Annotated in this window: 17 protein-coding genes; 11 read left to right on the forward strand and 6 right to left on the reverse strand. The window is 53.0% G+C overall.

Translation table 11 applies throughout. From position 1 onward, the window contains the following. Positions 1–76: 76 nt before the first annotated feature. From ACYZZ0_RS11540 to ACYZZ0_RS11555, 4 genes are all read right to left on the reverse strand, one after another. Positions 77–1678: a phospholipase D-like domain-containing protein gene (locus tag ACYZZ0_RS11540; RefSeq protein WP_461536778.1), complete on the reverse strand. Its 1602-nt coding sequence runs from the start codon at positions 1676–1678 to the stop codon at positions 77–79. Positions 1679–1745: 67 nt separating this feature from the next. Next, entirely contained in the window at positions 1746–2414 is a 669-nt protein-coding gene (locus ACYZZ0_RS11545; protein WP_461536779.1) for a pseudouridine synthase, read from the reverse strand. A 54-nt stretch (positions 2415–2468) separates the two neighbouring features. Beyond that, positions 2469–3323, reverse strand: coding sequence for a lysophospholipid acyltransferase family protein (locus ACYZZ0_RS11550; protein WP_461536780.1), 855 nt, complete (start codon positions 3321–3323; stop codon positions 2469–2471). Positions 3324–3365: 42 nt separating this feature from the next. Then, positions 3366–4238 (reverse strand): LysR family transcriptional regulator, encoded by an 873-nt coding sequence (locus ACYZZ0_RS11555; protein WP_461536781.1) that lies wholly within the window; start codon positions 4236–4238, stop codon positions 3366–3368. Positions 4239–4444: 206 nt separating this feature from the next. Between ACYZZ0_RS11555 and leuC the strand changes: the two genes are divergently transcribed. The 4 genes from leuC (at position 4445) to asd (ending at position 9204) form a co-directional block, all read left to right on the forward strand. Next, the gene (gene leuC / locus ACYZZ0_RS11560) at positions 4445–5878 is read left to right on the forward strand and encodes a 3-isopropylmalate dehydratase large subunit (protein ID WP_461536782.1); all 1434 of its coding nucleotides are present in this window, start codon (positions 4445–4447) and stop codon (positions 5876–5878) included. Further along, positions 5875–6516 (forward strand): 3-isopropylmalate dehydratase small subunit, encoded by a 642-nt coding sequence (leuD, locus tag ACYZZ0_RS11565; RefSeq protein WP_461536783.1) that lies wholly within the window; start codon positions 5875–5877, stop codon positions 6514–6516. Before leuC ends, leuD begins: the two co-directional genes overlap by 4 nt. 74 nt (positions 6517–6590) lie before the next feature. Further along, positions 6591–7667 carry a 3-isopropylmalate dehydrogenase gene (gene leuB / locus ACYZZ0_RS11570; RefSeq protein ID WP_461536784.1) on the forward strand — a complete coding sequence of 359 codons (1077 nt, stop codon included), beginning with the start codon at positions 6591–6593 and terminating at the stop codon, positions 7665–7667. Positions 7668–8100: 433 nt separating this feature from the next. Beyond that, positions 8101–9204 (forward strand): aspartate-semialdehyde dehydrogenase, encoded by a 1104-nt coding sequence (asd, locus tag ACYZZ0_RS11575; protein ID WP_461536848.1) that lies wholly within the window; start codon positions 8101–8103, stop codon positions 9202–9204. A gap of 55 nt (positions 9205–9259) precedes the next feature. Here the strand turns inward: asd and ACYZZ0_RS11580 are convergent, their stop codons facing one another. Beyond that, positions 9260–10177 (reverse strand): EamA family transporter, encoded by a 918-nt coding sequence (locus ACYZZ0_RS11580; protein WP_461536785.1) that lies wholly within the window; start codon positions 10175–10177, stop codon positions 9260–9262. 38 nt (positions 10178–10215) lie between these two features. Between ACYZZ0_RS11580 and ACYZZ0_RS11585 the strand changes: the two genes are divergently transcribed. Continuing rightward, on the forward strand, positions 10216–11082 hold the full coding sequence (locus ACYZZ0_RS11585) for a TcdA/TcdB catalytic glycosyltransferase domain-containing protein (RefSeq protein ID WP_461536786.1): 867 nt from the start codon (positions 10216–10218) through the stop codon (positions 11080–11082). A gap of 91 nt (positions 11083–11173) precedes the next feature. Continuing rightward, a complete protein-coding gene (locus tag ACYZZ0_RS11590; protein WP_461536787.1) occupies positions 11174–12265 on the forward strand; it encodes a transporter substrate-binding domain-containing protein in 1092 nt (363 codons plus the stop codon). A gap of 30 nt (positions 12266–12295) precedes the next feature. Here ACYZZ0_RS11590 and ACYZZ0_RS11595 read toward each other — a convergent pair whose 3' ends face one another. Then, positions 12296–13936, reverse strand: a complete 1641-nt coding sequence (locus tag ACYZZ0_RS11595) for an N-acetylmuramic acid 6-phosphate etherase (RefSeq protein ID WP_461536788.1) — start codon at positions 13934–13936, stop codon at positions 12296–12298. 168 nt (positions 13937–14104) lie between these two features. On the opposite strand from ACYZZ0_RS11595, the gene ACYZZ0_RS11600 reads away from it, so the two are divergent. The 5 genes from ACYZZ0_RS11600 to trpB all read left to right on the forward strand — a co-directional run bounded on the left by ACYZZ0_RS11600 (position 14105) and on the right by trpB (position 21511). Beyond that, positions 14105–15133 carry an aspartate-semialdehyde dehydrogenase gene (locus ACYZZ0_RS11600; RefSeq protein WP_461536789.1) on the forward strand — a complete coding sequence of 343 codons (1029 nt, stop codon included), beginning with the start codon at positions 14105–14107 and terminating at the stop codon, positions 15131–15133. Positions 15134–15278: 145 nt separating this feature from the next. Further along, the gene (locus ACYZZ0_RS11605) at positions 15279–18512 is read left to right on the forward strand and encodes a FimV/HubP family polar landmark protein (protein ID WP_461536790.1); all 3234 of its coding nucleotides are present in this window, start codon (positions 15279–15281) and stop codon (positions 18510–18512) included. A gap of 140 nt (positions 18513–18652) precedes the next feature. Then, on the forward strand, positions 18653–19519 hold the full coding sequence (truA, locus tag ACYZZ0_RS11610; protein WP_461536791.1) for a tRNA pseudouridine(38-40) synthase TruA: 867 nt from the start codon (positions 18653–18655) through the stop codon (positions 19517–19519). A 41-nt stretch (positions 19520–19560) separates the two neighbouring features. Continuing rightward, positions 19561–20190 (forward strand): phosphoribosylanthranilate isomerase, encoded by a 630-nt coding sequence (locus tag ACYZZ0_RS11615; protein WP_461536792.1) that lies wholly within the window; start codon positions 19561–19563, stop codon positions 20188–20190. A 97-nt stretch (positions 20191–20287) separates the two neighbouring features. Further along, a complete protein-coding gene (trpB, locus tag ACYZZ0_RS11620; RefSeq protein ID WP_461536849.1) occupies positions 20288–21511 on the forward strand; it encodes a tryptophan synthase subunit beta in 1224 nt (407 codons plus the stop codon). The last annotated feature ends 4 nt before the right edge of the window (positions 21512–21515 follow it).

A 21515-nucleotide genomic window follows, 5' to 3' on the forward strand; every position in this document is an offset into this window, starting at 1 on the left:
GGTATGCCCTGATTCGCCTTGTTGTTATTGAAATTGCAGCCTACTCCTCTGGCGAAGGTAAATGCTTTGATATGTCTCAAGGATTGGTGACCGGTTTACTCCGGTCAAAAGCGGGCTGGAACAAACGGTCGCGGATATAACAGGTGTTGTCCTTGCCGGAAATGGCCAGTGATGTTTCATCGGCGTAGTACCAGCTCTGGTTATCCATATTGGCGGAGCCGACGACCACCATATGATCATCAAAGCTGGCAAACTTGGCATGGCTGGCGCCTCCTCCCGGTTTGTTCTCTTCTACTGGCATGGTATCGCCGGGAGGTACATACCAGCGGATATCCAGATTGGGGTTGGGGTGACCACACAGCTGAAACAGTTTGGAAACAGCTTCGGCATTGGTGCCACCGGCACCCAGAGTACTTTCCCGCTGCTCATTGAACCGTTTGGATAGCAGCAGCTCTACTTTCACCCCACGTTCAACTGCTGTCGCGAGCGCCTTGATCAGTACGGTGTTATTAAGGTTGGGAGACTGGATTGCGATTCGCTTTTCTACTTCGTTGATTGCAGTGAGAAGTCCCTGACTCTGGGGGCAGTCAATCGAACGCTCGGCAATATTGGGATTGGCCTTGCGGGTCAGTACGGTAATGGGTGTCGCAGTCAGTTCCGGGTCCCGGGAAAAATCCGGTGGATACCGGAGTGATCTTACCTGCCGGTTTGGCTTATCCCGTGCGTCCAGACCGCGTACCCAGTTATGCATAAAGCCGCTGCGCAGCGCCATACCAACTTCGCCCCTGACAACAGTACCGGTGTCGTAAGCTGCCAGTCCCCGTCCTTCAGTACCGGCATGATTACGACGCTGAATATTGGCACCGGTGATGGCCGCACGACATCCATCAGCAACCACTGTCTTGCTGTGGAGGCCATCAGTCAGCAGGTTGGCATGCACTCCGCCGCGAACATCCAGTAACCGGCGATCGGGTTTGAATCCGGGAAGCAGATTTTCAATTGTTGGCGCCCGGTTACCCTTCTTGCGTTTCATAAATTTGGCAGCAGGGCCTCGGGCCTGATTTACCAGAATCTTGATTTTCAGAGGTAAGCGAAACCGTTCCGGATGCTGATGCGCTTCCCGCTGGAGTGCGCGCAGGGCCGGAATGATATGCTTTTGTACCCCCGGAGAATTGGGCTCCCAGGAGAATGTCTGAATCAGAACTTCCTGACGGGCCCCCCGAATCACATCACCAAATGAGGCGAAAATTTCATCTCCGCCAATAGCCACTGATTCCACGGTATTGCGATAGGTCGTAACGAGAGACTCGGGAATTGAGCCGTTCTGGCTACAGCCTGTAGCTGCTTCAGTGACCGCTCGCTGCATCGGAACAGCTTCAGGGTTAATGGGGCCCGGCCCTTGTTGTTCCGGCCCCCTGACTAAATGTTGCCGGTTGGGGCGAACAACAAAGCCACGCCGCTGACGAATGCCAATAGATTCAGGCGGTACGCTGAAGTCAAAAAAATGCGGCTGCTGTTTCTTTTTGACGAAGGTTATGGTCGGAAACCAGTTTCTGATCGTCCTGAATTGCCTGGCAATAAAGGCTTTAACCTTGCGTCGTAATGATGGCTTGGTTTTTTGGTCATATTCAGGAGTCGCTCCGACCGGGCGACTTCCCCCCACTCTGTGATCCGCCATTACTTGCCAGCAAGCCTTTGTTGTTTTAATCCCTTAACTTCAAGTTAAGAGGATTTTGATCTGCGAATCAAAAAGGTGCCGGGCAGCTGAAGTTTATCTCTTGCCCTGTAACCGGGTGAGTCAGGCTCAGGGAGGTGGCATGAAGATGCAGCCTGTTAGCAGCAGCACAGGCTTCAGGGTGAGCATAGAAAGGACAGCCCAGAATCGGATGCCCCATTTCAGCCATATGTACCCGCAGCTGATGTGAACGGCCGGTCACCGGCTCCAGACTGACCCGGGTTGAGTTCCCGGTATGGCTGATTACCCTGAATCGGGTATGGGCTGATTTGCCCAGCTCAAAGTCAACCATTTGCTTTGGCCGGTTGGGCCAGTCACAACGTAATGGTAATTTGATTTCACCTTGCTGTTGCTCAGGGTGTCCCCAGATATCGGCAGTATATTCCTTACTGACTTTACGGTCCTGAAACTGGCGGCTCAGATGGCGGTGACTGTCTGCATTCAGTCCCAGGATCATCAATCCGGAAGTGGCCATATCCAGTCGGTGTACAACACGCGTTTCCAGTTCAATTTGCTGTAACCGGCTGAGAACGGAGTCACGGTTGGCTTCATGACGCCCCGGCACACTCAGTAAACCGGCGGGCTTGTTAACGACAACAATTTGGTCATCACGATAAATTTCCTGCAAAGATTCATGGCAGGGCGGGGCAATAAAGGGTTGGGAGTCAGCATTATTCATGGCGAAGGATTATCACTGATTCCCGTTTGTTGCGGAATGGGGTTTTGTCGTGATTCAGTGGCGGTTTTTTCGAGCCAGTTTTTTCAGACTGAAACGGTCATAGTGCCAGATCCAGTGTTCGGGATACTTCCGAATCACTGATTCCATCCGATCCATCAGTCGCTGCAGATTTTGTTGAGTATCATGATCGCGGTCATCGGTTGATTCAAGCTCAAACGCTTCAAAGTGCAGCTTCCAGCTGTTTTTGCCATTTGGCGTGGCATAGTGAAACAGCAAGGGTTGCTGCTGCGCCAGTGCCAGACTGATCACACTGGCCGGCGCCCGCACCTTGCGACCGAAGAAATCTACTTCAGCATCCCTGGCTCGCATATCATTGTGAAAGGTAATGCAGTGTCCCTGTCGCAGGCTTTTCATTAACAGCAACGGATTGCCACGCAAGAGCGGCTGTAACCCATACCAGCCCAGAATATGACGACCAAAGGCATTAAAGCGGGGACTCCTTTTTCCTGCCCCGATCAGTACTGCAACCGGATACCCAAGTTGTTGCAGTTGCAGTGCTGCGGCTTCCGGAGGTCCCATATGCAATGAAGCAATCAGTAGTCCGTGGTCAGGATCGTAACACTGTTGAATAACGTCCTTATTTTCCAGTGTGAACTTCATTCTGTTCAGGCGGACAATCGAGATAGCACCGGCAATCATATTTCGGGCAGCGCGGGAAGCAATTCTGCTGCGCTCGGCAGGTGATTTGGCCGGGAAGGCCAGTGCAAGTCCTTGCCGGGCAGTTTTATATAAAACCAGATCAAGTACCTTGCCGGTAAACCCGATAAAAACATTGAGCACCGGGCCGGGCAGGTAATGCAGTAGTCGGGCAAGCAGTAGCCAAGGGTGATACCAGCGAAGTTTAGTCATTGTCTGTTCAGTCCTTTTCAGTAAGAACAGACCTGCAGCCTGTCAGCCAGTTCCTTCCAACAGTTCAATAAAGGCCTGAGCAGCGCGGCTCAGGGTACGGTTTCGATGATGAATATAGCCCAGCATTCGATGCAGGTCTGCTCCTTCTGCAATGGGTAACTTCACCAGCGACGACTCGATCATGGTCTCAGGCAATACACTCCAGTAGCGTCCCAGTCCGACCAGCATGCGAATGGTTTCCAGGTAGTTGGTGTACATCGCAACCTGAAATGACTGTTGCTGCTGTTCAAATAACTGGCGCACAAAGTGGTGGGTGAACGTATGGGTTCCCGGAAAGACTGCCGGATGATCGGCCAGGTCTGCCAGCGACACCTGCTCTTTTTCCGCAAGAGGATGTTCCTGTGAGGTAACAAAGCACAGGTTATCCCGCCACAGTGATTTGCTTACCAGTTGGGTGGATGAATCAGGAGAGAGCGTAATCACTGCCAATTCAATATCACCGGCAATCACGGCTTCGCAGGCTTTTTCCGAATCCAGAAATTGGATGTCCAACTGCACCTGGGGGTGAGCCTGAGTAAAGTGACGCAGTGGCTCGGGCAGGCGGTGCAGTCCGATATGGTGGCTGGTGGCCAGTGTCAGACTGCCGCGCACCTGTTCTGACAGATTGGTCAGTTCACTGCGACAGGCGGCCAATTCCTGCATAATCCGTTGCGCTTTGGGCAGCAATAGCCGGCCCGCTTCAGTCAGGGTGATTTTACGCCCGAACCGGTCAAACAGCTTGCAATCCAGCTGGGATTCCAGCGCTGCGATACGCTTGCTGATAGCGGGCTGGGTCAGGTGCAGTTGTTCTGCCGCAAGCGAAAAAGAGCCGGATCGGGCAACGGCTACAAAGGCGTTAAGACTGTTAGTATCCACTAAATCAAAGTATTCCTAAAATTCATTCCAAATATAAAATATATGAATTTGAGTTATTCTTCACGCTCTATTACGATGCACTCAGCCATGAGCGGAAAGTACGTACATCAGTTCAGTAGATCCTGAAAGTACGGGCACGATTTCAACCAGGCACAAGTCAAATAACATCAGGTTCAGGTCAAGGTTCAGGTTAAAGGAAACGAGATATGGCAGGTAAAACCCTTTACGACAAACTCTGGGATGCCCATCTGGTTAAAGAGCGGGATGACGGCTCTGCCCTGCTGTATATCGATCGTCATCTGCTGCATGAAGTGACCTCCCCGCAGGCGTTCGAAGGCCTGAAGCTGACCGGACGCAAGCCCTGGCGGCTGGAAGCTAATGTTGCCACCCCGGATCATAATGTGCCGACCACCCGGGATGAGCGGAAAGAAGGTATCAACGGTATTGTTGACCCGGTATCCCGAATCCAGGTTCAGACTCTTGATGAAAACTGCAAGGAATTCAATGTTCTGCAGTTTGATATGCAGGATCAGCGGCAGGGTATTGTTCACGTTGTTGGCCCGGAACAGGGCTCAACCCTGCCGGGTATGACCGTTGTCTGTGGAGACTCCCATACTGCGACTCACGGTGCATTTGGCGCATTGGCCCATGGTATTGGTACCTCTGAAGTGGAGCATGTTTTGGCCACTCAGTGTCTGGTTGCCAAAAAAATGAAAAACATGCGGGTCAGCGTTGAAGGCGAACTGGGTGCCGGCGTTACTGCCAAAGATGTGATTCTCGCCATTATCGGTGAAATCGGCACGGCGGGTGGTACCGGTTGTGCGATTGAATTTGCAGGCTCGGCCATCCGTTCCCTGTCAATGGAAGGTCGAATGACCCTGTGCAATATGGCCATCGAGGGTGGTGCCCGGGTTGGTCTGGTCGCTGTGGACAACAAAACTCTTAACTATGTTGAAGGCCGTCCCTTTGCGCCAAAAGGCAAACAGTGGGAACAGGCTGTCAGCTGGTGGCAGACACTGGTCTCTGATGATGATGCCGTGTTTGATCACGAAGTGGTGTTAAAAGCTGAAGATATTCAGCCCCAGATTACCTGGGGTACCTCACCGGAAATGGTGGCTCCGGTAAATGGTCTGGTACCTGATCCGCAGCAGGAAAATGATGGTGTGAAGGCTGGCAGTATCCAGCGGGCGCTCGATTATATGGGGCTCGAAGCCGGCATGAAGCTGACGGATATTCAGCTGGACCGGGTCTTTATCGGCTCCTGCACCAACTCCCGAATCGAGGATCTGCGTGAAGCTGCGGCAGTGGTGAAGGGGCACAAGGTGTCTTCTGTGCTGAAGCAGGCGCTGGTGGTTCCCGGTTCAGGTCTGGTCAAGGCCCAAGCTGAAGCAGAAGGACTGGATAAGATCTTTACCGATGCCGGACTGGAATGGCGTGAGCCGGGCTGCTCCATGTGTCTGGCTATGAATGCCGACAAACTGGGGCAGGGCGAACACTGTGCCTCGACTTCAAACCGTAACTTTGAGGGACGTCAGGGTTTCGGTGGCCGGACTCATCTGGTCAGCCCGGCCATGGCGGCAGCGGCGGCGATTGCAGGACATTTTGTTGATATTCGGGAATTTGAAGGAGCCGGGGCATGAAGGCATTTACCGTACACAGTGGCATTGTCGCGCCAATGGATCGGGCCAATGTCGATACCGACCTGATTATTCCCAAGCAGTTTCTGAAATCCATCAAGCGCACCGGATTTGGCAAGAACCTGTTTGATGAGTTGCGTTATCTGGATGAAGGTCAACCGGATCAGGATTGCAGTGGTCGTCCATTGAATACTGAATTTGTGCTGAATCAGCCCCGTTATGAAGGTGCTTCCGTTTTGCTGGCCCGGGAAAACTTTGGCTGTGGCTCAAGTAGAGAACATGCGCCCTGGGCACTGGATGATTATGGTTTCCGCTGCGTTATCGCTCCCAGCTTTGCGGATATTTTCTTTAACAACTGCTTCAAGAACGGCTTGTTACCTGTTGTTCTGGAAGAAAAAATTGTTGATCAGCTGTTTGCTGAATGTGCTGCCGATGAAGGCTATCACCTGACCGTTGATCTGCAGCAGCAGGTCGTTAAAACCTCCAAGGGGCGGGTGATTCCATTTGAGATTGACCCTTTCCGGCGCCACTGCCTGCTGGAAGGGCTGGATGATATCGGGCTTACATTGCAGGCCGAAGATGCCATTCAGGCGTTTGAGCAGCAGCATCAGCAACGCTGCCCCTGGTTATTTCAGCACTGAAAATAATACTGACCGTTATGCCGGATTCCTGAAACAGAATTCGGCGCGGCAATAAACATGCAGGATGTCACGCTATGAGCAAGGTTCTGGTTCTTCCCGGTGATGGTATCGGTCCGGAAATTACCACTGAAGCGATTCGGGTACTGGATGCAGTCAAAGCTAAGTTCGATCTCGATATTGAAGTGGACTACGGGTTAGTCGGCGGCTCGGCTATTGAAGAGCATGGTTGTCCGTTGCCGGTTGAAACCATGGAGAAAGCCCGGGCTGCGGATGCCATTCTGTTGGGCGCTGTGGGTGGTCCCAAGTGGGATCATCTGGAAATGGCCCGTCGTCCGGAAAAAGGTCTGCTCGGTTTACGAGCCGGATTAAACCTGTTTGCCAACCTGCGTCCGGCCATCCTCTATCCGCAGCTGGCAGAAGCTTCCACTCTGAAGCCTGAAGTTGTGAGTGGACTGGATATTCTGATTATCCGCGAACTGACCGGCGGCATCTATTTTGGTGAGCCCCGCGGTGTGCGTGCTCTCGAGAATGGCGAGAAAGAGGGTTTCAACACTTACGTTTACCGTGAAAGTGAAATCCGCCGCATCGGCCGCGCCGCTTTTGAAGCAGCACGGAAACGCGGTGGTCGGCTGTGCTCGGTCGACAAGGCCAATGTGCTGGAAGTCACCGTACTGTGGCGTGAAGTGATCGAAGAACTGGCCAAAGAATATCCGGATGTCGAGCTGAGCCATCTCTATGTAGACAATGCGGCAATGCAGCTGGTGCGAGCTCCGAAACAGTTCGATGTGATGGTTACCGGCAATATGTTTGGCGATATTCTGTCCGACTGTGCTGCCATGCTGACCGGTTCTATCGGCATGCTGCCTTCAGCTTCGCTGGATGAAAACAACAAGGGTATGTATGAGCCGGTGCACGGCTCGGCCCCGGATATTGCCGGGCAGAACATTGCCAACCCGCTGGCCACCATTCTCTCGGTTGCCATGTTGCTGCGTTATTCCCTGGGTGAAGCTGAAGCGGCAGATGCGATTGAAGCAGCCGTCAGCTCGGTGCTGGATCAGGAACTGCGGACCGGCGATATCATGTCCGAAGGTTGCCGTCAGGTTAATACCCGGCAGATGGGTGATGCGGTGGTTGCCGCTATCGCGGGCTGAACGGAAAAGAAAAAGCCAGCCGGTTAAGGGCTGGCTTTGCGGTTGATGACAGCGTAATTAATGGCGACGGGGCCGCTGCCGTGGAGGATGCTCCTCTACAGGAATCCTGACGTACTCGGGTTCGCGCAGAGCAGGGTTAACCCACTCCGCCAGCATTTGCCAAACAGACTCGAGCATGGCCAAAGATTCCTGCATGCGGCGGCTGATCCATCGGGAGAGTCGTTTTAACAGGGACATCGTCCTAGGCTCCTGTTTCGGTTTATGCTTACGTGCCTATGATAATACCGTAACATTCGGCTTTGTGTATTGGAAATTGAGAATTAATTGCAGGCCTATTGTCCTGAGGCAATAAAACAAACCCCGGACAATAATGCAGCAGATTTCAAAAAGTGCTGGAACAGGCGCAAGAATATAACAGGAGTGTAGTATGGCAATGACCTTGGGGATGATCGGCTGGCGGGGCATGGTCGGCTCGGTACTGATGCAGCGCATGCGAGAAGAAGGCGATTTTGCTCTGGTGGAACCGGTATTCTTTACCACCTCTCAGGCGGGACAGCCGGGTCCTGAAGTTAATGGCAGTTCAACGCCACTGATCAGTGCTTATGATATTGACCAGCTGAAACAGATGGATGTCATCATCTCCTGTCAGGGTGGTGACTACACCGGTGATGTGTTCCCCAAGCTGCGTGAATCCGGCTGGCAGGGCTACTGGATTGATGCTGCTTCCAAGCTGCGGATGGCGGATGACAGTGTGATTGTGCTGGATCCGGTCAATGGTGACGGGATTCGTCAGGCGCTGGATACCGGTGTTAAAAACTTTGTCGGTGGCAACTGTACCGTCAGTCTGATGCTGATGGCGATGGGCGGACTGTTCCGGGAAGGCTTGGTGGAATGGACCAGTGCCATGACCTATCAGGCGGCCAGTGGTGCCGGTGCTCGTAATATGCGGGAGCTGCTGAACCAGATGGGTTCCATTCGTGATGCTGTAGCCGGTGAGCTGGCGGATCCGGCCAGTGCGATTCTGGAAATCGATCGCAAGGTGGCAGCGACTATTCGTAATGATTTGCCGGTTGATGCCTTTGGGGTTCCTCTGGCGGGTAGCCTGATTCCCTATATCGACAGCCAGCTGGAAAATGGCCAGAGCCGGGAAGAGTGGAAAGCCCAGGTGGAAACCAACAAGATTCTGGGCAACGAACAACGGGTACCGGTTGATGGTATCTGTGTCCGGGTCGGCGCCATGCGCTGTCACTCCCAGGCACTGACCCTGAAACTGACCCGCGATGTTCCCATGGCTGATATCGAATCACTGATTGCTGGTGCCAACGACTGGGTTGAGCTGGTTCCCAATAGCAGGGAAGACTCCATGGCTAAACTCAGCCCGGCCGTGGTCACCGGAACCCTGAATATTCCCGTAGGTCGGTTGCGCAAGATGAATATGGGGCCGGATTATCTGTCTGCCTTTACTGTCGGCGACCAGCTGTTGTGGGGTGCTGCCGAGCCGCTGCGACGGATGCTGAGAATCCTGCTGGAGAAGTAAGCGAACGCTGGATTTGAGCTTAAGACAAGGCTGCCATTTGCAGCCTTGTCTCTTATTAAAGACTGACCAGTACCAAGCCGGTGACGGTAAGTAATACCCCGACCCATTTGGGCAGACAGGATCTTTCCTTCAGTAATATCACGCCCAACAGAGCCCCCAGGGGGATACTCGCCTGCCGCAGTGCCACGATATAGCTGACATCTTCCGTAAAACTCATCGCTGCCAAGACCAGTCCGTAAGTCAGATAGACAATCAAACCCGTTGTAATCAGGGAGCTGGCATGTTCATGCCATAGAACCGTTATTTGTTGTCGTTCGGAGGGCTGGGGCAGAACAAAAATCAATAGCCAGCAAGCCGAACCACAGGCTTGCAGGATGATATAGACGGTAGCCGCAACAAAGGGTGCGGATGTTGTTGCGACTATTGTTGCGAACTGGTTTCTCAGCTGCTCCAGCGCGGTATGATCAATAATGGAATACCCGGCTGTTCCCAAGGCGGCCAACAGTGCAAACACTATGCCTGTCCGCTTACTATGACACAGTGGCAGCTCGCCGAAACTTTGCATTGGCAGTAACAGGCAACCAGCCACAATCAACCCCATTCCCTGCCAGTGTAACGCCGACAGCGAAACGCCCTGGCCCAGCAACCATACCAGTGGCGGCACCAGCAATACCGGTACGGCCCGGGCAAAGGGATACATAATAGACATATCCTCTTCGCGGTAAGCGAGGCTGAGAAAGTAGTAATAAATCGCCTGACACAGACTGCTGAAAACCAGTAACAGCCAGATCCCGGCGGGAATCGATTTAATCTCTGCAGTGAAAAACAACAGCAGGGGAACAATCAGGATGCAGCCGCCACAGATTGAAATCGTGAAAGCTGCCGGAGATGGCTCGGTGCGCTTGCCCAGATAATTCCATCCGGCATGCATAAAGGCGGATATCAGCACCAGCGAAACAGCTGTCAGTGTCATAAATTAATATTCTGCGTCTTTGAAGGTCGTGACGGGTTATGTATGCCATTCCCAAATACCTGCACTGGATCTGGCTGGGCGGCAAGCTTCCCCGTCACCACTTGAATAATATGCTGAAAATCATGGCGGCTAATCCGGATTACCAGATATTTCTCTGGTGTAATAACGCCGGGGTCTATTCCGACTTTACTGACCTGTCTGACAAATTGGCGATATCCGGTGCATCCGGTCGCACTCATATTCACCGCATCAGTGAGGTCGAAGCGTTCCGAATCCGAAACCGTCAGGGTGAAAATCTGATGCCCTGGCTGGCAGGTATAGTGGCGAGAGAATCACAGGGGGTATTTCCCAACTTTGCCAGTGCCAGTGATATTCTGCGGTTTCTGATTCTGTATCTGGTGGGCGGCGTTTATCTGGATGTTGATATTCGGCTGCATTCTCCGCTCGGAGAGCTGCAAGCCGCCATGGGTACTTTGTTGGGGCCGGCTTATTTTGATGAAGGACAGTTCACTTCGTTTGGCGTAGGTGCCGTTGCTTCGGCACCCGGAGCCAGGCCTTGCCTGTGTTATTTGCTGGATGTGCTGCGAACCTATCGGGTAAGGGATCGGCGAATACATTTTTCGGCCTGGGACTATGATCACCATGGCAGTGAATATGAAGTGATCGAGATGATGCCGGCCGAAACCTCATGGCTGCAAAAACGGATACCATCCGGTAATCCGGGTAGCCTCAGGGAAGAAGCAACGTTCAGCTATACCGGCGTTGCCGGTGAAGTTTTCGGCAGACTGGCGGGTTATCCCCATGCCTACTTTTTTCCGGTCAACCTGATTGCTGACAGCCCGGCAGAAGGTGCATGGTCAAGGCATACAGGGGTGATGAGGAAAGCTGTTGAATCGCCGATATAAAAGCCGTTACAAGGCTTCGGTTTGGGTTATTCTGTATTCAAGGGCGTAGAACTTAAACGAACTAAAAACAACCAGGGAATGGATTGTTAGTATGACAACACAGGAACGTGTCACCCGGAGATTTTCTTTTAGCCTGTTGATAGCAGCGCTGTTGATGTTAGTTTCCTTTTCAAAAGCCATTGCTGAACCGGTCAAGGTGGCGACGGTTATGTGCCCGCCGTTTGTAATGGAAAAAAACGGCAAACTGGATGGCGTCAGTGTCTTCCTGTGGGAGCAGATTGCAGATCAGCTGAATATTGATTATCAGCTGGATCCCAAAAAGACCATGAAGGGGATGTTGGAGCATGTAGCACAGGGGCAGGATGCAATCGGAATATCATGTCCTTCCATTACCCCTGAACGCGAAGAGTTAGTCGATTTCTCCCACTCCTATTACGAAACCAATCTGGCGATTGCGGTTAAGCAGCAGGGGTTTCTGGGTGTCCTGAAAGGTATTCTGACCGATGCCAAATTGCTGATAGCTGTCGGTATCGTACTTCTGGGTGCAGCCATTGTCGGCGGGATTCTGTTTTCTCTGGAACACCGGGTTAACGATAAACTCTATGCCATGAAAACCCTGCCCAGTCGAATGGTGGAAGGTTTTATTCTGGGCCTGCTGTTTATTGTTAAAGGGCCGGTTCACTATTACGAATTCAAAACCCTGACTGCACGGGTAATGGCAGCGGTCTTTGCTGTTTTCAGTACCTTCTTTATTGCCAGTATTACGGCGGGTCTGGCAACCGTGCTGACCATTGACCACCTGCGTTCCCAGATCAAGGGGCCACAGGATCTGACCAAGGTTGAGGTGGGTGCTGTGGCAGATTCAACATCTTCCCGTTATCTGGAAGGTAAAAAGATCGCCTACCATGCCTATGAAGATCTGGAGACCATGCTGGCTGATCTGGAGAATGGCACTATTGCAGCCGCTATCGGTGACGGTGCACTGCTGAAATATACCCTCAAGCATGAGACCCAACCAGGGCAATATAAAAAGCTGTCAGTGCTGCCTTATCAATTTGAACGCCAGAACTATGGTGTTGCCCTCAGTGAGGACAATCCGCTGCTGGAATCGATTAACCGGGCACTGTTGAAAGTGCGAAACAGTCCGGAATGGGAACAGAAGCTTCAGGATTACTTCCGTTAATCCGTAGCCACTGTTGAGATTGTTTAAGCATTACAATGCCGTATGAGTGCGCTGCCAGGTTTCCAGTGCGCTCTGCGGTGTTGGATGCTGGCTAGCCAGTTCGGTAGCATCTGCTTCCGGCACACCATTGGACATCAGAATCCGGGCACCTCGGCGACGTAACTTCTGGCTACCCTGCATATTCATATACATCATACTGTCCCCCTTGACCCTGCCCAGTTGAATCATGGCGGTGGTTGATACCATATTCAGCGCCAGCTTTTGTGCAGTGCCGCTGGTAATGGTTTCCAATTCAGCGTCGTCCAGATCTTCCAGCTCGATTTCAACCGGGCTGTCGGCATACTGGCTGAGTGCTGTGCCCTTGCGACAGACAATACAGCCGGTATTGATATGGCGGCTCCAGGCAGCTTCCAGTCCGCCAATTACATAGGGAGATGGTCTGGTCGAAGCAATGGCAAGCACAAAATCTCCGGGTACCGGATTATGCTGTTGTAAATCTTCCCAGCATTGTTCAAGGCTGGTTTCGGCTGCCTCCGGCGAGCCTTCGCGGACGGAAGTGGCACCACCGGCAATAACCGGAATAACATTTTCGAAGCTGTAGGTTGGCAGCAGTTCGGAAGCATCCAGCATACCCCAACCGCCACTGCTTCGGGTTTCTATATAAAATACCCGACCACCGTTTTTCAGGGTTTCGGTAACCTCTGTCGTCAGCTTGGTAAGCCGGGGAATGGAGGCTGATACACACTCCGGAACCCGAGCACAGGATTGCTGAATGGATAGCACGCGCTGATTCAGCGTTGCTTCGGAATCAACAGGTTTGATGGCTGTATCTGTTTGCAACCTGGCCAGCTGCAGGGCCGGACTGGTCAGCATATTAAGCACCTGGTGTTGGGCCGAACCGGCTTTCATTCGGGTGCTGCCGCTGATAATTTCAGGCCCTGTAATGACCTCGACACAATGGTTACTATGAGCAGCCATTCCCGAGCCGGGATTACAGACAATGCTGGCGGTAACAACACCATTTTGTCGAGCCTGCTGCAGCGCGTTCAGAACATAGGGTGTACTTCCGGATGCTGATACGCCAACAAGGTAATCTCCTTTTTGAATACCCAGTAGTGACAGCTCGTTCCAGCCAGCCTGAGCGCTATCTTCGGCTTCTTCCCGCGAACGGGTAATGGCGTAATCCCCACCGGCAATCAGGGCATTAACCGGTGCGCGGGAAGAGGGTGAGCCACGGTAATAATTGGATACTGTCATCACCGATAACCGTCCGCTGGTGCCTGCACCAATATAAAACAGTCGTCGTCCCTGTTGCAGTTGATCAGTAACCTGTAGAGCAAGTTGCTGAATAACTGGTAGCTGGCTGGCGACAGCTGTCGTCATTTTGATATCTTCACGATTAATACTTTGCAGAATATCTTCAACCGACATGCTTTCCAGTTTGTGGTAATCGGACGGGGCTTCTGTCACCTGAATATTTTCAGAGGATGTTCCCTGCATCTCCGGCGCAGCGACTTTATGCGTCGGGGCAGGGTAGCCGGCATTTGCTGGCAAACTGGCAGATAAAAGGAAAGTACATAAAGGTATTTTGATCAGGGCCCGGACGAACTCTCGGTTGGTAGTTCTTGAACAAGGGGGCGTGGCTCTGATTTCAGGTCTGGGCGCTGGCACTTTCAGCTTCCGTCATTCACACTGGACTGTTGAAGATATAGGTGCTGGCAGCCGTTCTGTCTATGGAAAAGGTTGCTGTTACTGTTGCGGGGCGTTAGAGTGCGCGCCCCGTCACATTGCCTCTACTATCAAGAGCTATCAAGCGTTATCAAGGATATTTACAGTTCAATGAGTAAGACCCAGTTCAATATTGCCGTTGTCGGTGCCACGGGTGCGGTTGGTGAAGCGATGCTGGACATCATGGCCCAGCGTAAACTGCCCGTTAAACAGGTGTTTGCCCTGGCCAGTGAGCGCTCTGCCGGTGATTCGGTGATGTATAACAATCGCCATATCAAGGTAGAGAATCTGGCCGAGTTTGATTTCAGCGAAGCCGATATCGCCCTGTTCTCCGCCGGTGGCGATGTTTCCGCCGAATATGCGCCGAAAGCCGCGGCTGCCGGCTGTGTGGTGATCGACAATACCTCCTGCTTCCGTTACGACGAAGATATCCCGCTGGTGGTGCCCGAAGTCAACCCGGAAGCCATGGCCACTTACAGCAAGCGCAATATTATTGCCAACCCCAACTGCTCCACTATCCAAATGCTGGTAGCACTAAAGCCGATCTATGATGCAGTGGGCATTACCAAAATTAATGTCGCCACCTATCAGGCGGTCAGTGGTGCCGGCAAGGCCGGTATCAGCGAGCTGGCGGGGCAGATGAGCAAGCTGCTGAACGGCCGGCCGGCAGAATCCGAGGTGTTTACCAAGCAGATCGCTTTCAATGCTATCCCCCATATCGACAGCTTTGAAGATAACGGTTACACCCGTGAAGAGATGAAAATGGTGTGGGAGACCAAAAAAATCCTCGAAGATGCCGATATACAAGTTAACCCGACCTGTGTGCGGGTTCCGGTGTTCTTCGGACACTCTGAAGCCGTGCATATCGAGACCCGTGACAGCATTACTGCCGAGCGTGCTCGCGAGCTGCTGGCAGAGGCACCGGGGGTAACGGTTCTGGATGGCCGGGAAGACGGTGAATACCCTACAGCAGTAGGTGATGCTTCTGGCCAGGACGATGTCTATGTAGGCCGTATCCGCCAGGATCTGAACACAGATAAAGGGCTCAGCCTGTGGGTTGTGGCTGATAATGTCAGAAAGGGCGCGGCTTTGAACAGTGTCCAGCTGGCTGAACTGTTGATAGCTGTATTATCGAAGTGATACCTTGAGGTGATACCCTGCAGCGAGCTTGAAGTTGTACTGGCAACCGGGATCCGGTAACCAAGGGCAGTACAGGCGAAAGCTGCGCAGGCGACAGCGGGATGCTGATGCCTTCCGCTGTCGGGACCATAAAAGGATTGAAACTATGCTACGCAAGCTTGTCGTGGCCATGACCATAGCAGGGGCGGTTAACTACGCCAATGCGCTCGGACTGGGCGAGATCCGGCTGAAGTCGGCGCTGAATCAGCCGCTCGATGCCGAGATTGAACTGGTCCAGGTCAGAAACCTGTCGAGCAATGAAATCCTGCCTAACCTGGCAACCCGGGAAGATTTCCGCAGGGCCGGGGTGGAGCGTCCGTTCTTCCTTTCTGGTCTCAAGTTTCGATCCATTGTCCGTCCTGACGGTACCGCTTATATCCGTATCACCAGCGAGCGTGCGGTACAGGAACCTTTTATCAACTTTCTGGTTGAGGTGCACTGGCCCCGGGGACGCCTGCTGAGGGAATATACCCTGCTGGTGGATCCACCGGTGTTTGGTGGCGACCGTGCTGCACCGGTCAACGTGCCGGTTCCAGGCGCACCGGTTGCTGCTGTGCCGTCACCCAATGCTTCCAGACCTCAGTCAAATTCTCCCTATCCGGCACCAACACCGCCTCCTGGCAATGCCCGCCAACAAGAAGGTAAGATTTACCGACAACCACAGCCGGCAAGTGGTGCTGTCGCCAAGCCGCTGTCATCCAATTATTACCGGGTCGGGCCGAATGACAGTCTGTGGAATATTGCCAACCGGATCCGCCCCGATAACAGCGTAAATTTGCAGCAAACCATGGTGGCCATCCAGCGGGCAAATCCCCGTGCGTTTATGAATGGCAATATCAATCGCCTGATGAAAGGCCAAGTTTTGCGTCTGCCGAGTAAGGATGAAATTCTTGCCGTGCGTCAGGGGGATGCACGCCAGGCTATTTCCCGCCAGAACGACCAGTGGCAGGGCAAATCCCAGCAAATTGATGCTACTCCTCGCAGCCGTCCTGAAGCGGCGCCTTCAACTTTGGCAACGCCTGAAAGTCAGCTGAAGATTGTTAACGCCGTTGATGAAGAGCTGGGACAAGGTGGCGTTGAAAATAATACCGGCGCTACTGCCGGCTCACGCCGGAATAACAGTGATCTGGAAAACCGGTTGACCATGGCAATGGAACGCATGGATCGACTGGCGGATGAAAATGAAGATCTGACCAGCCGTCTTACTGATCTTGATACCCAGATCAAAACGCTGGAAAAACTGATCAGCCTGAAAGATGAACAGCTGGCCATGCTGCAGTCCGAACTGGCCAAGCGGGATAAAATGCTGGCAGAGGCCCGTAAGGGGCAGCCAGTGGCCGCAACCGGTAATGTCCCTCAGCAAACTCAAACTGCTCCTGCTGCAAAACCAAAGCAGGAAATCGATTACAACTATCAGTCTGTCCCTGAAGCTGCTCCAGCGAATAATGCTCAGACCCAACAACCAGAAACAGCTCCCGGTCCAAAGCCCAAGCCGAAGCCCAAACCGCGGCCTCAGGTGAATTACGACGAACCGGTTTATGTTGATGAGGGGCCACTCTCCAATCCGCTTTATCTCGGCGGGCTGGGTGCATTGCTGCTGGCTCTGGTTGGCATGCTGGTGTACCGGAATCGCAAGAATGCGGCAGAAACCCCCGTTAAAGCGAAGAAGGACAAAGGCAGCAAGAAAAAAGATAAGAAGGTTGCAGCAGAGGCAGCTGAAACCGGAGCTGACAGCGATGCTGAACCCGCGTCAGAAAAAGCCGGTAAAAAATCTTTCCTCGATGGCATAAAAGGATTCAGGGAAAAGCTGAATACTGGCATAAGCCTGGGTGCACTGGCGGCATTATTCTCGTTCGGTAAAAAACAGGATGACGCCAAACCTCTTGAAGAAGAGGATGAAAATGCACCGGTGCCCCTGTTTGCTGACTTGCCTGATACACCCCAGGTAGCTGAAACCGGACTGCAACAGAAAAATGCTGCCAAACCGGCACCGGTTAAGCAGGAAACGGTAGCAGAGCCTGAGGCTGACACTGCTGAAGAAACAGAAGAAGAAACAGTTGAACAGCAAACCGATGATGTCCTTAGTGAAGCAGATATCTATCTTGCCTACGGTCGACTACCACAGGCATCCAACCTGCTGCTGGAAGCGATCGGGCAGGAACCGGATCGCAGTGATCTGCGACTGAAACTGATGCAGGTTTATGCACAGGGTGGTGAAACCGAGAAGTTTGAAACCCAGCTCAATGAACTGAAAGCTCTGGGTGATGAAGCGGCGCTGGCCAAAGCCGATGAACTGCGGGGCCATTTCCCTGAGGGCCTGGCAGCAGGAACAGGTGATATCTCGGCAGACACCGAATTTGCTCTGAGTGAAGAAGATCTGGCCGATATCGAGCTGGATCTGGATGCGGGTGAATCTTCAGGTAGTGAGCAAGCAGCTTCTGTTGAATCAGATGCAACAGCACCTGCTGATGAACTGGATGATCTGGACTTGAGCTTTGAAGATCTGGAGCTCGATGTAGACAGTCTTGAAGCGGAAGCCGATCCACCTTTGTCTGACCCTCTTACAGAGCTGGAAGAGCCGTCCCCGGAGCCCGTTGAAACCGAAGTCGTACCTGACGAACAGCCTGCGGCATCAATCAGTGAGATGGAAGAGATGCCATCGGCAGTGCCGGAGCAGGATCAGGCCGCTGCGGGCAACAGTGATGATTTCGATATCACACTGGATTCGATGGAGATGGAAGACCTCGATCTGGATCTGGACCTGTCACTGGATGATGAACTGACGCCAGAAACTCCAGATAACGCAGCTGATCAGCTGGATGACCTGGAGGCGCTTCAAGGGCTGGATGATCTGGAGCTGGATGAAGCTGCACTGGCCTCAGGTGATGATGCCAGCCTGGATGACCTGAATCTGGATGTCGATCTGGATCAGCTGAATCATGATCTGGACCAGTTATCCGACGAAATTGATGGTACCGGATCAACTCCGGCTGACAACCAAGGCTTTGGCGATAACACCAGTGAACTGGATGAGCTGTCACTGGAGCTGGATGAAGATCTTGTTAACGCACCGGCTGCCGATGGGCTGAACCTTGATGACGAGCTGCCAACCTTTGAAGCCGATGATGCCGAGCTGGCACTGGATCAGGAGGAAGCGGGCGATGACTTCCAGTTCCTGGCCGGTACTGACGAGGCTGCCACAAAACTCGACCTGGCCCGGGCTTATATGGATATGGGCGATGCTGAAGGTGCCAAGGAGATACTGGGCGAAGTGTTGCAGGAAGGTGATGAAGCGCAGCAGAAAGAAGCCCGTGATCTGCTGACCCGACTTGATAGTTAACGCTCCCTATATTCCGGCAAATATCACTGCTATAAAACACGTTTCCAGCCTGATAAGATGAAAACTCCGAACCTTCGACTCCTGCGGGCCGAAGGTTTTGTTTTTTCAGGGTATGATTTCCAAAGCAGTGATGTTCCCCAATGACCTCCAAGAGTGATACAGCAGTAAACAGCCATGAGGATTCGTCCGCGCCAGTTCAGCGTCTGGCGGCCTGTGTTGAATATGATGGCGCCCGTTACCATGGCTGGCAGTCACTCAAATCCGGCCTTCCCACGATTCAGGCTGAAGTCGAGAAGGCGCTGAGTATTGTTGCTGACCACCCGGTCAGTGTGGTTTGTGCCGGTCGCACCGACGCCGGTGTGCATGGCAGCAACCAGATTATTCATTTTGATACCCCTTCCATTCGGCCGATGCGCGGCTGGTGCTTTGGCGGCAATACCAAACTGCCGGACAGTATTGCCCTGCGCTGGGTAAAACCGGTAGATCCTGAATTTCATGCCCGTTTCTCAGCCCAGTGGCGTCGTTATCGCTATGTGATTTATAACGGTCCGATCCGACCGGCCCACCTGGCCAAAGGTGTTACCTGGAATCACCGGCCACTGGATGTCAGCAGAATGCAGCAAGCGGCGAAATACCTGGAAGGCCAGCATGACTTTACCTCCTATCGGGCGGTACAGTGTCAGGCCAAGAACCCCGTTCGTCATATCATGCATCTGAATGTGAACCGTTATGGCGAGATGATTGTCATTGATGTAAAGGCCAATGCCTTCCTGCATCATATGATTCGTAACATTGCCGGGGTACTGATGACCATTGGTTGTGGCAAGCGTGAACCGGTCTGGGCAAAGGAAGTACTGGATGCCCGCGACCGCGCCAAAGGCGGTGTAACTGCGCCACCATGGGGGTTGTACTTTGCCCAGGTAGGCTATCCGGAGCAGTTTGAACTGCCGGAACTGATGCCGGGACCAATGTTTATCAGTCCGCTACTGGATACGCCCGGCAACTAATTGTTACCATCTTTTTCTTTTTCTGATGCAGGAGTTCGCGGATGATAGGCCGGGTACGCACTAAAGTTTGTGGAATTACCCGTATAGAAGACGGTCTTGCTGCAGCCGCTGCCGGTGTTGATGCGATCGGATTTGTCTTCTGGCAACCGGCCGGGCCGCGTTATGTCGATCCGGAGCAGGCAAGGCGAATTGCTGAACAGCTGCCACCGTTTGTCACGACCGTCGGCCTGTTTGTGAATGCAACAGAAAAGGAAATCAGACAGGTGTTGCAGCAGGTCCCGCTGGATATACTGCAATTTCACGGTGATGAAACACCGGAAGCCTGTGCCGGTTTCGGCAAACCCTGGATGAAGGCCATCCGGGTTAGACCTGAAACCGACCTGAGAGCTGAAGCAGAAAGATACGGACAGGCTTCAGCGCTGCTGCTTGATACTTACCATCCGGCTTTACCCGGAGGAACCGGCGAGAGTTTTGACTGGCAACTGATACCGGAAGATCTGGGTATGCCCGTGGTTCTGGCGGGTGGCCTGAATGCCGGTAATGTGGCGGATGCCATCGAGCAGGTAAAACCCTGGGCAGTGGATGTCAGTGGTGGCGTCGAGCAGAGCAAGGGAATCAAGGACGAAACGAAAATCACGGCATTTGTAAACGAGGTGCTCAATGCCGGATAACATGCGTGACAGCAAAGTGCGTAATACCAAAGAGAGTGAAGTTCGTTTGAACGATACGATTGATAGCTCAATAGATGGCTCAAAAAACAGTGCATTAATGAACCAGGGCGACGACAGCAAGCCCTGGCTTAATACCCCGGATCTCGAAGGTTATTTCGGTCCGTTTGGTGGTCGCTATGCTGCAGAAACCCTGATGGGTGCGCTGCAGGAGTTGGAAGACAATTTCGAGAAACTGTGGCGAAGCCCCGGTTTTCAGGCAGATTTTGACCGCGATCTGCAGCACTATGTGGGTCGTCCTTCACCATTGTACTTTGCTGAACGCTGGTCTGAGGCACTGGGTGGTGCCCGCATCTATCTCAAGCGGGAAGATCTGAACCATACCGGTGCCCATAAAATCAACCATGCTGTTGGTCAGGCTTTGCTGGCCAAACATATGGGCAAGACCCGGATTATTGCCGAGACCGGTGCCGGTCAGCACGGTGTTGCAACCGCGACTGTTGCAGCGCGCCTGGGGCTGGAATGCATCGTTTATATGGGTGCTGAAGATGTTCGCCGTCAGGCACTGAACGTTTATCGCATGAAGCTGCTGGGTGCCAAGGTGGTACCGGTTGAACACGGCTCCCGCACCCTGAAGGATTCCATTAACGAAGCCATGCGGGACTGGGCGACCAACGTCGACAATACCTTCTACATTCTGGGTACCGTGGTAGGCCCACGTCCGTATCCTAAGATGGTGCGGGCTTTCCAGAGTGTGATTGGTCGTGAAGCCAAGCAACAGATTCTGGCTCAGGCCGGTCGCCTGCCGGATGCGGTGGTTGCCTGTGTTGGTGGTGGCTCCAATGCCATGGGTCTGTTCCATGAGTTTGTACCGGAAGAAAGTGTCCGCATTATCGGCGTTGAAGCCGGTGGTGAAGGTGTGGATACCGGACGTCATGCTGCCCGCCTGAGTGCAGGGGGTAAAACCGGCGTACTGCACGGTAACCGGACCTGCATCATGGCTGACGACGACGGTCAGATTATTGAAAGTCATTCTGTCTCTGCGGGTCTGGATTACCCTGGTGTTGGTCCCGAGCACGCCTGGCTGAAAGAGTGTGGCCGGGCGGAATATGTCGACGTGACCGATGACGAGGCACTGGCCGCATTCCGTGGCCTGACCCAGATGGAAGGCATTATGCCGGCGCTGGAAAGCAGTCATGCCCTGGCACATGTTGAAAAACTGGCACCGACCATGAGCAAGGACGAAATTATTATCGTCAATCTGTCTGGTCGGGGTGACAAGGATATTCATACTGTTGCCGCTATTGACGGCATTGAAGTGTAAGGAG

The sequence above is a fragment of the Spongorhabdus nitratireducens genome, assembly GCA_947387575.1.
GTDB lineage: Bacteria > Pseudomonadota > Gammaproteobacteria > Pseudomonadales > Endozoicomonadaceae > CANDOC01.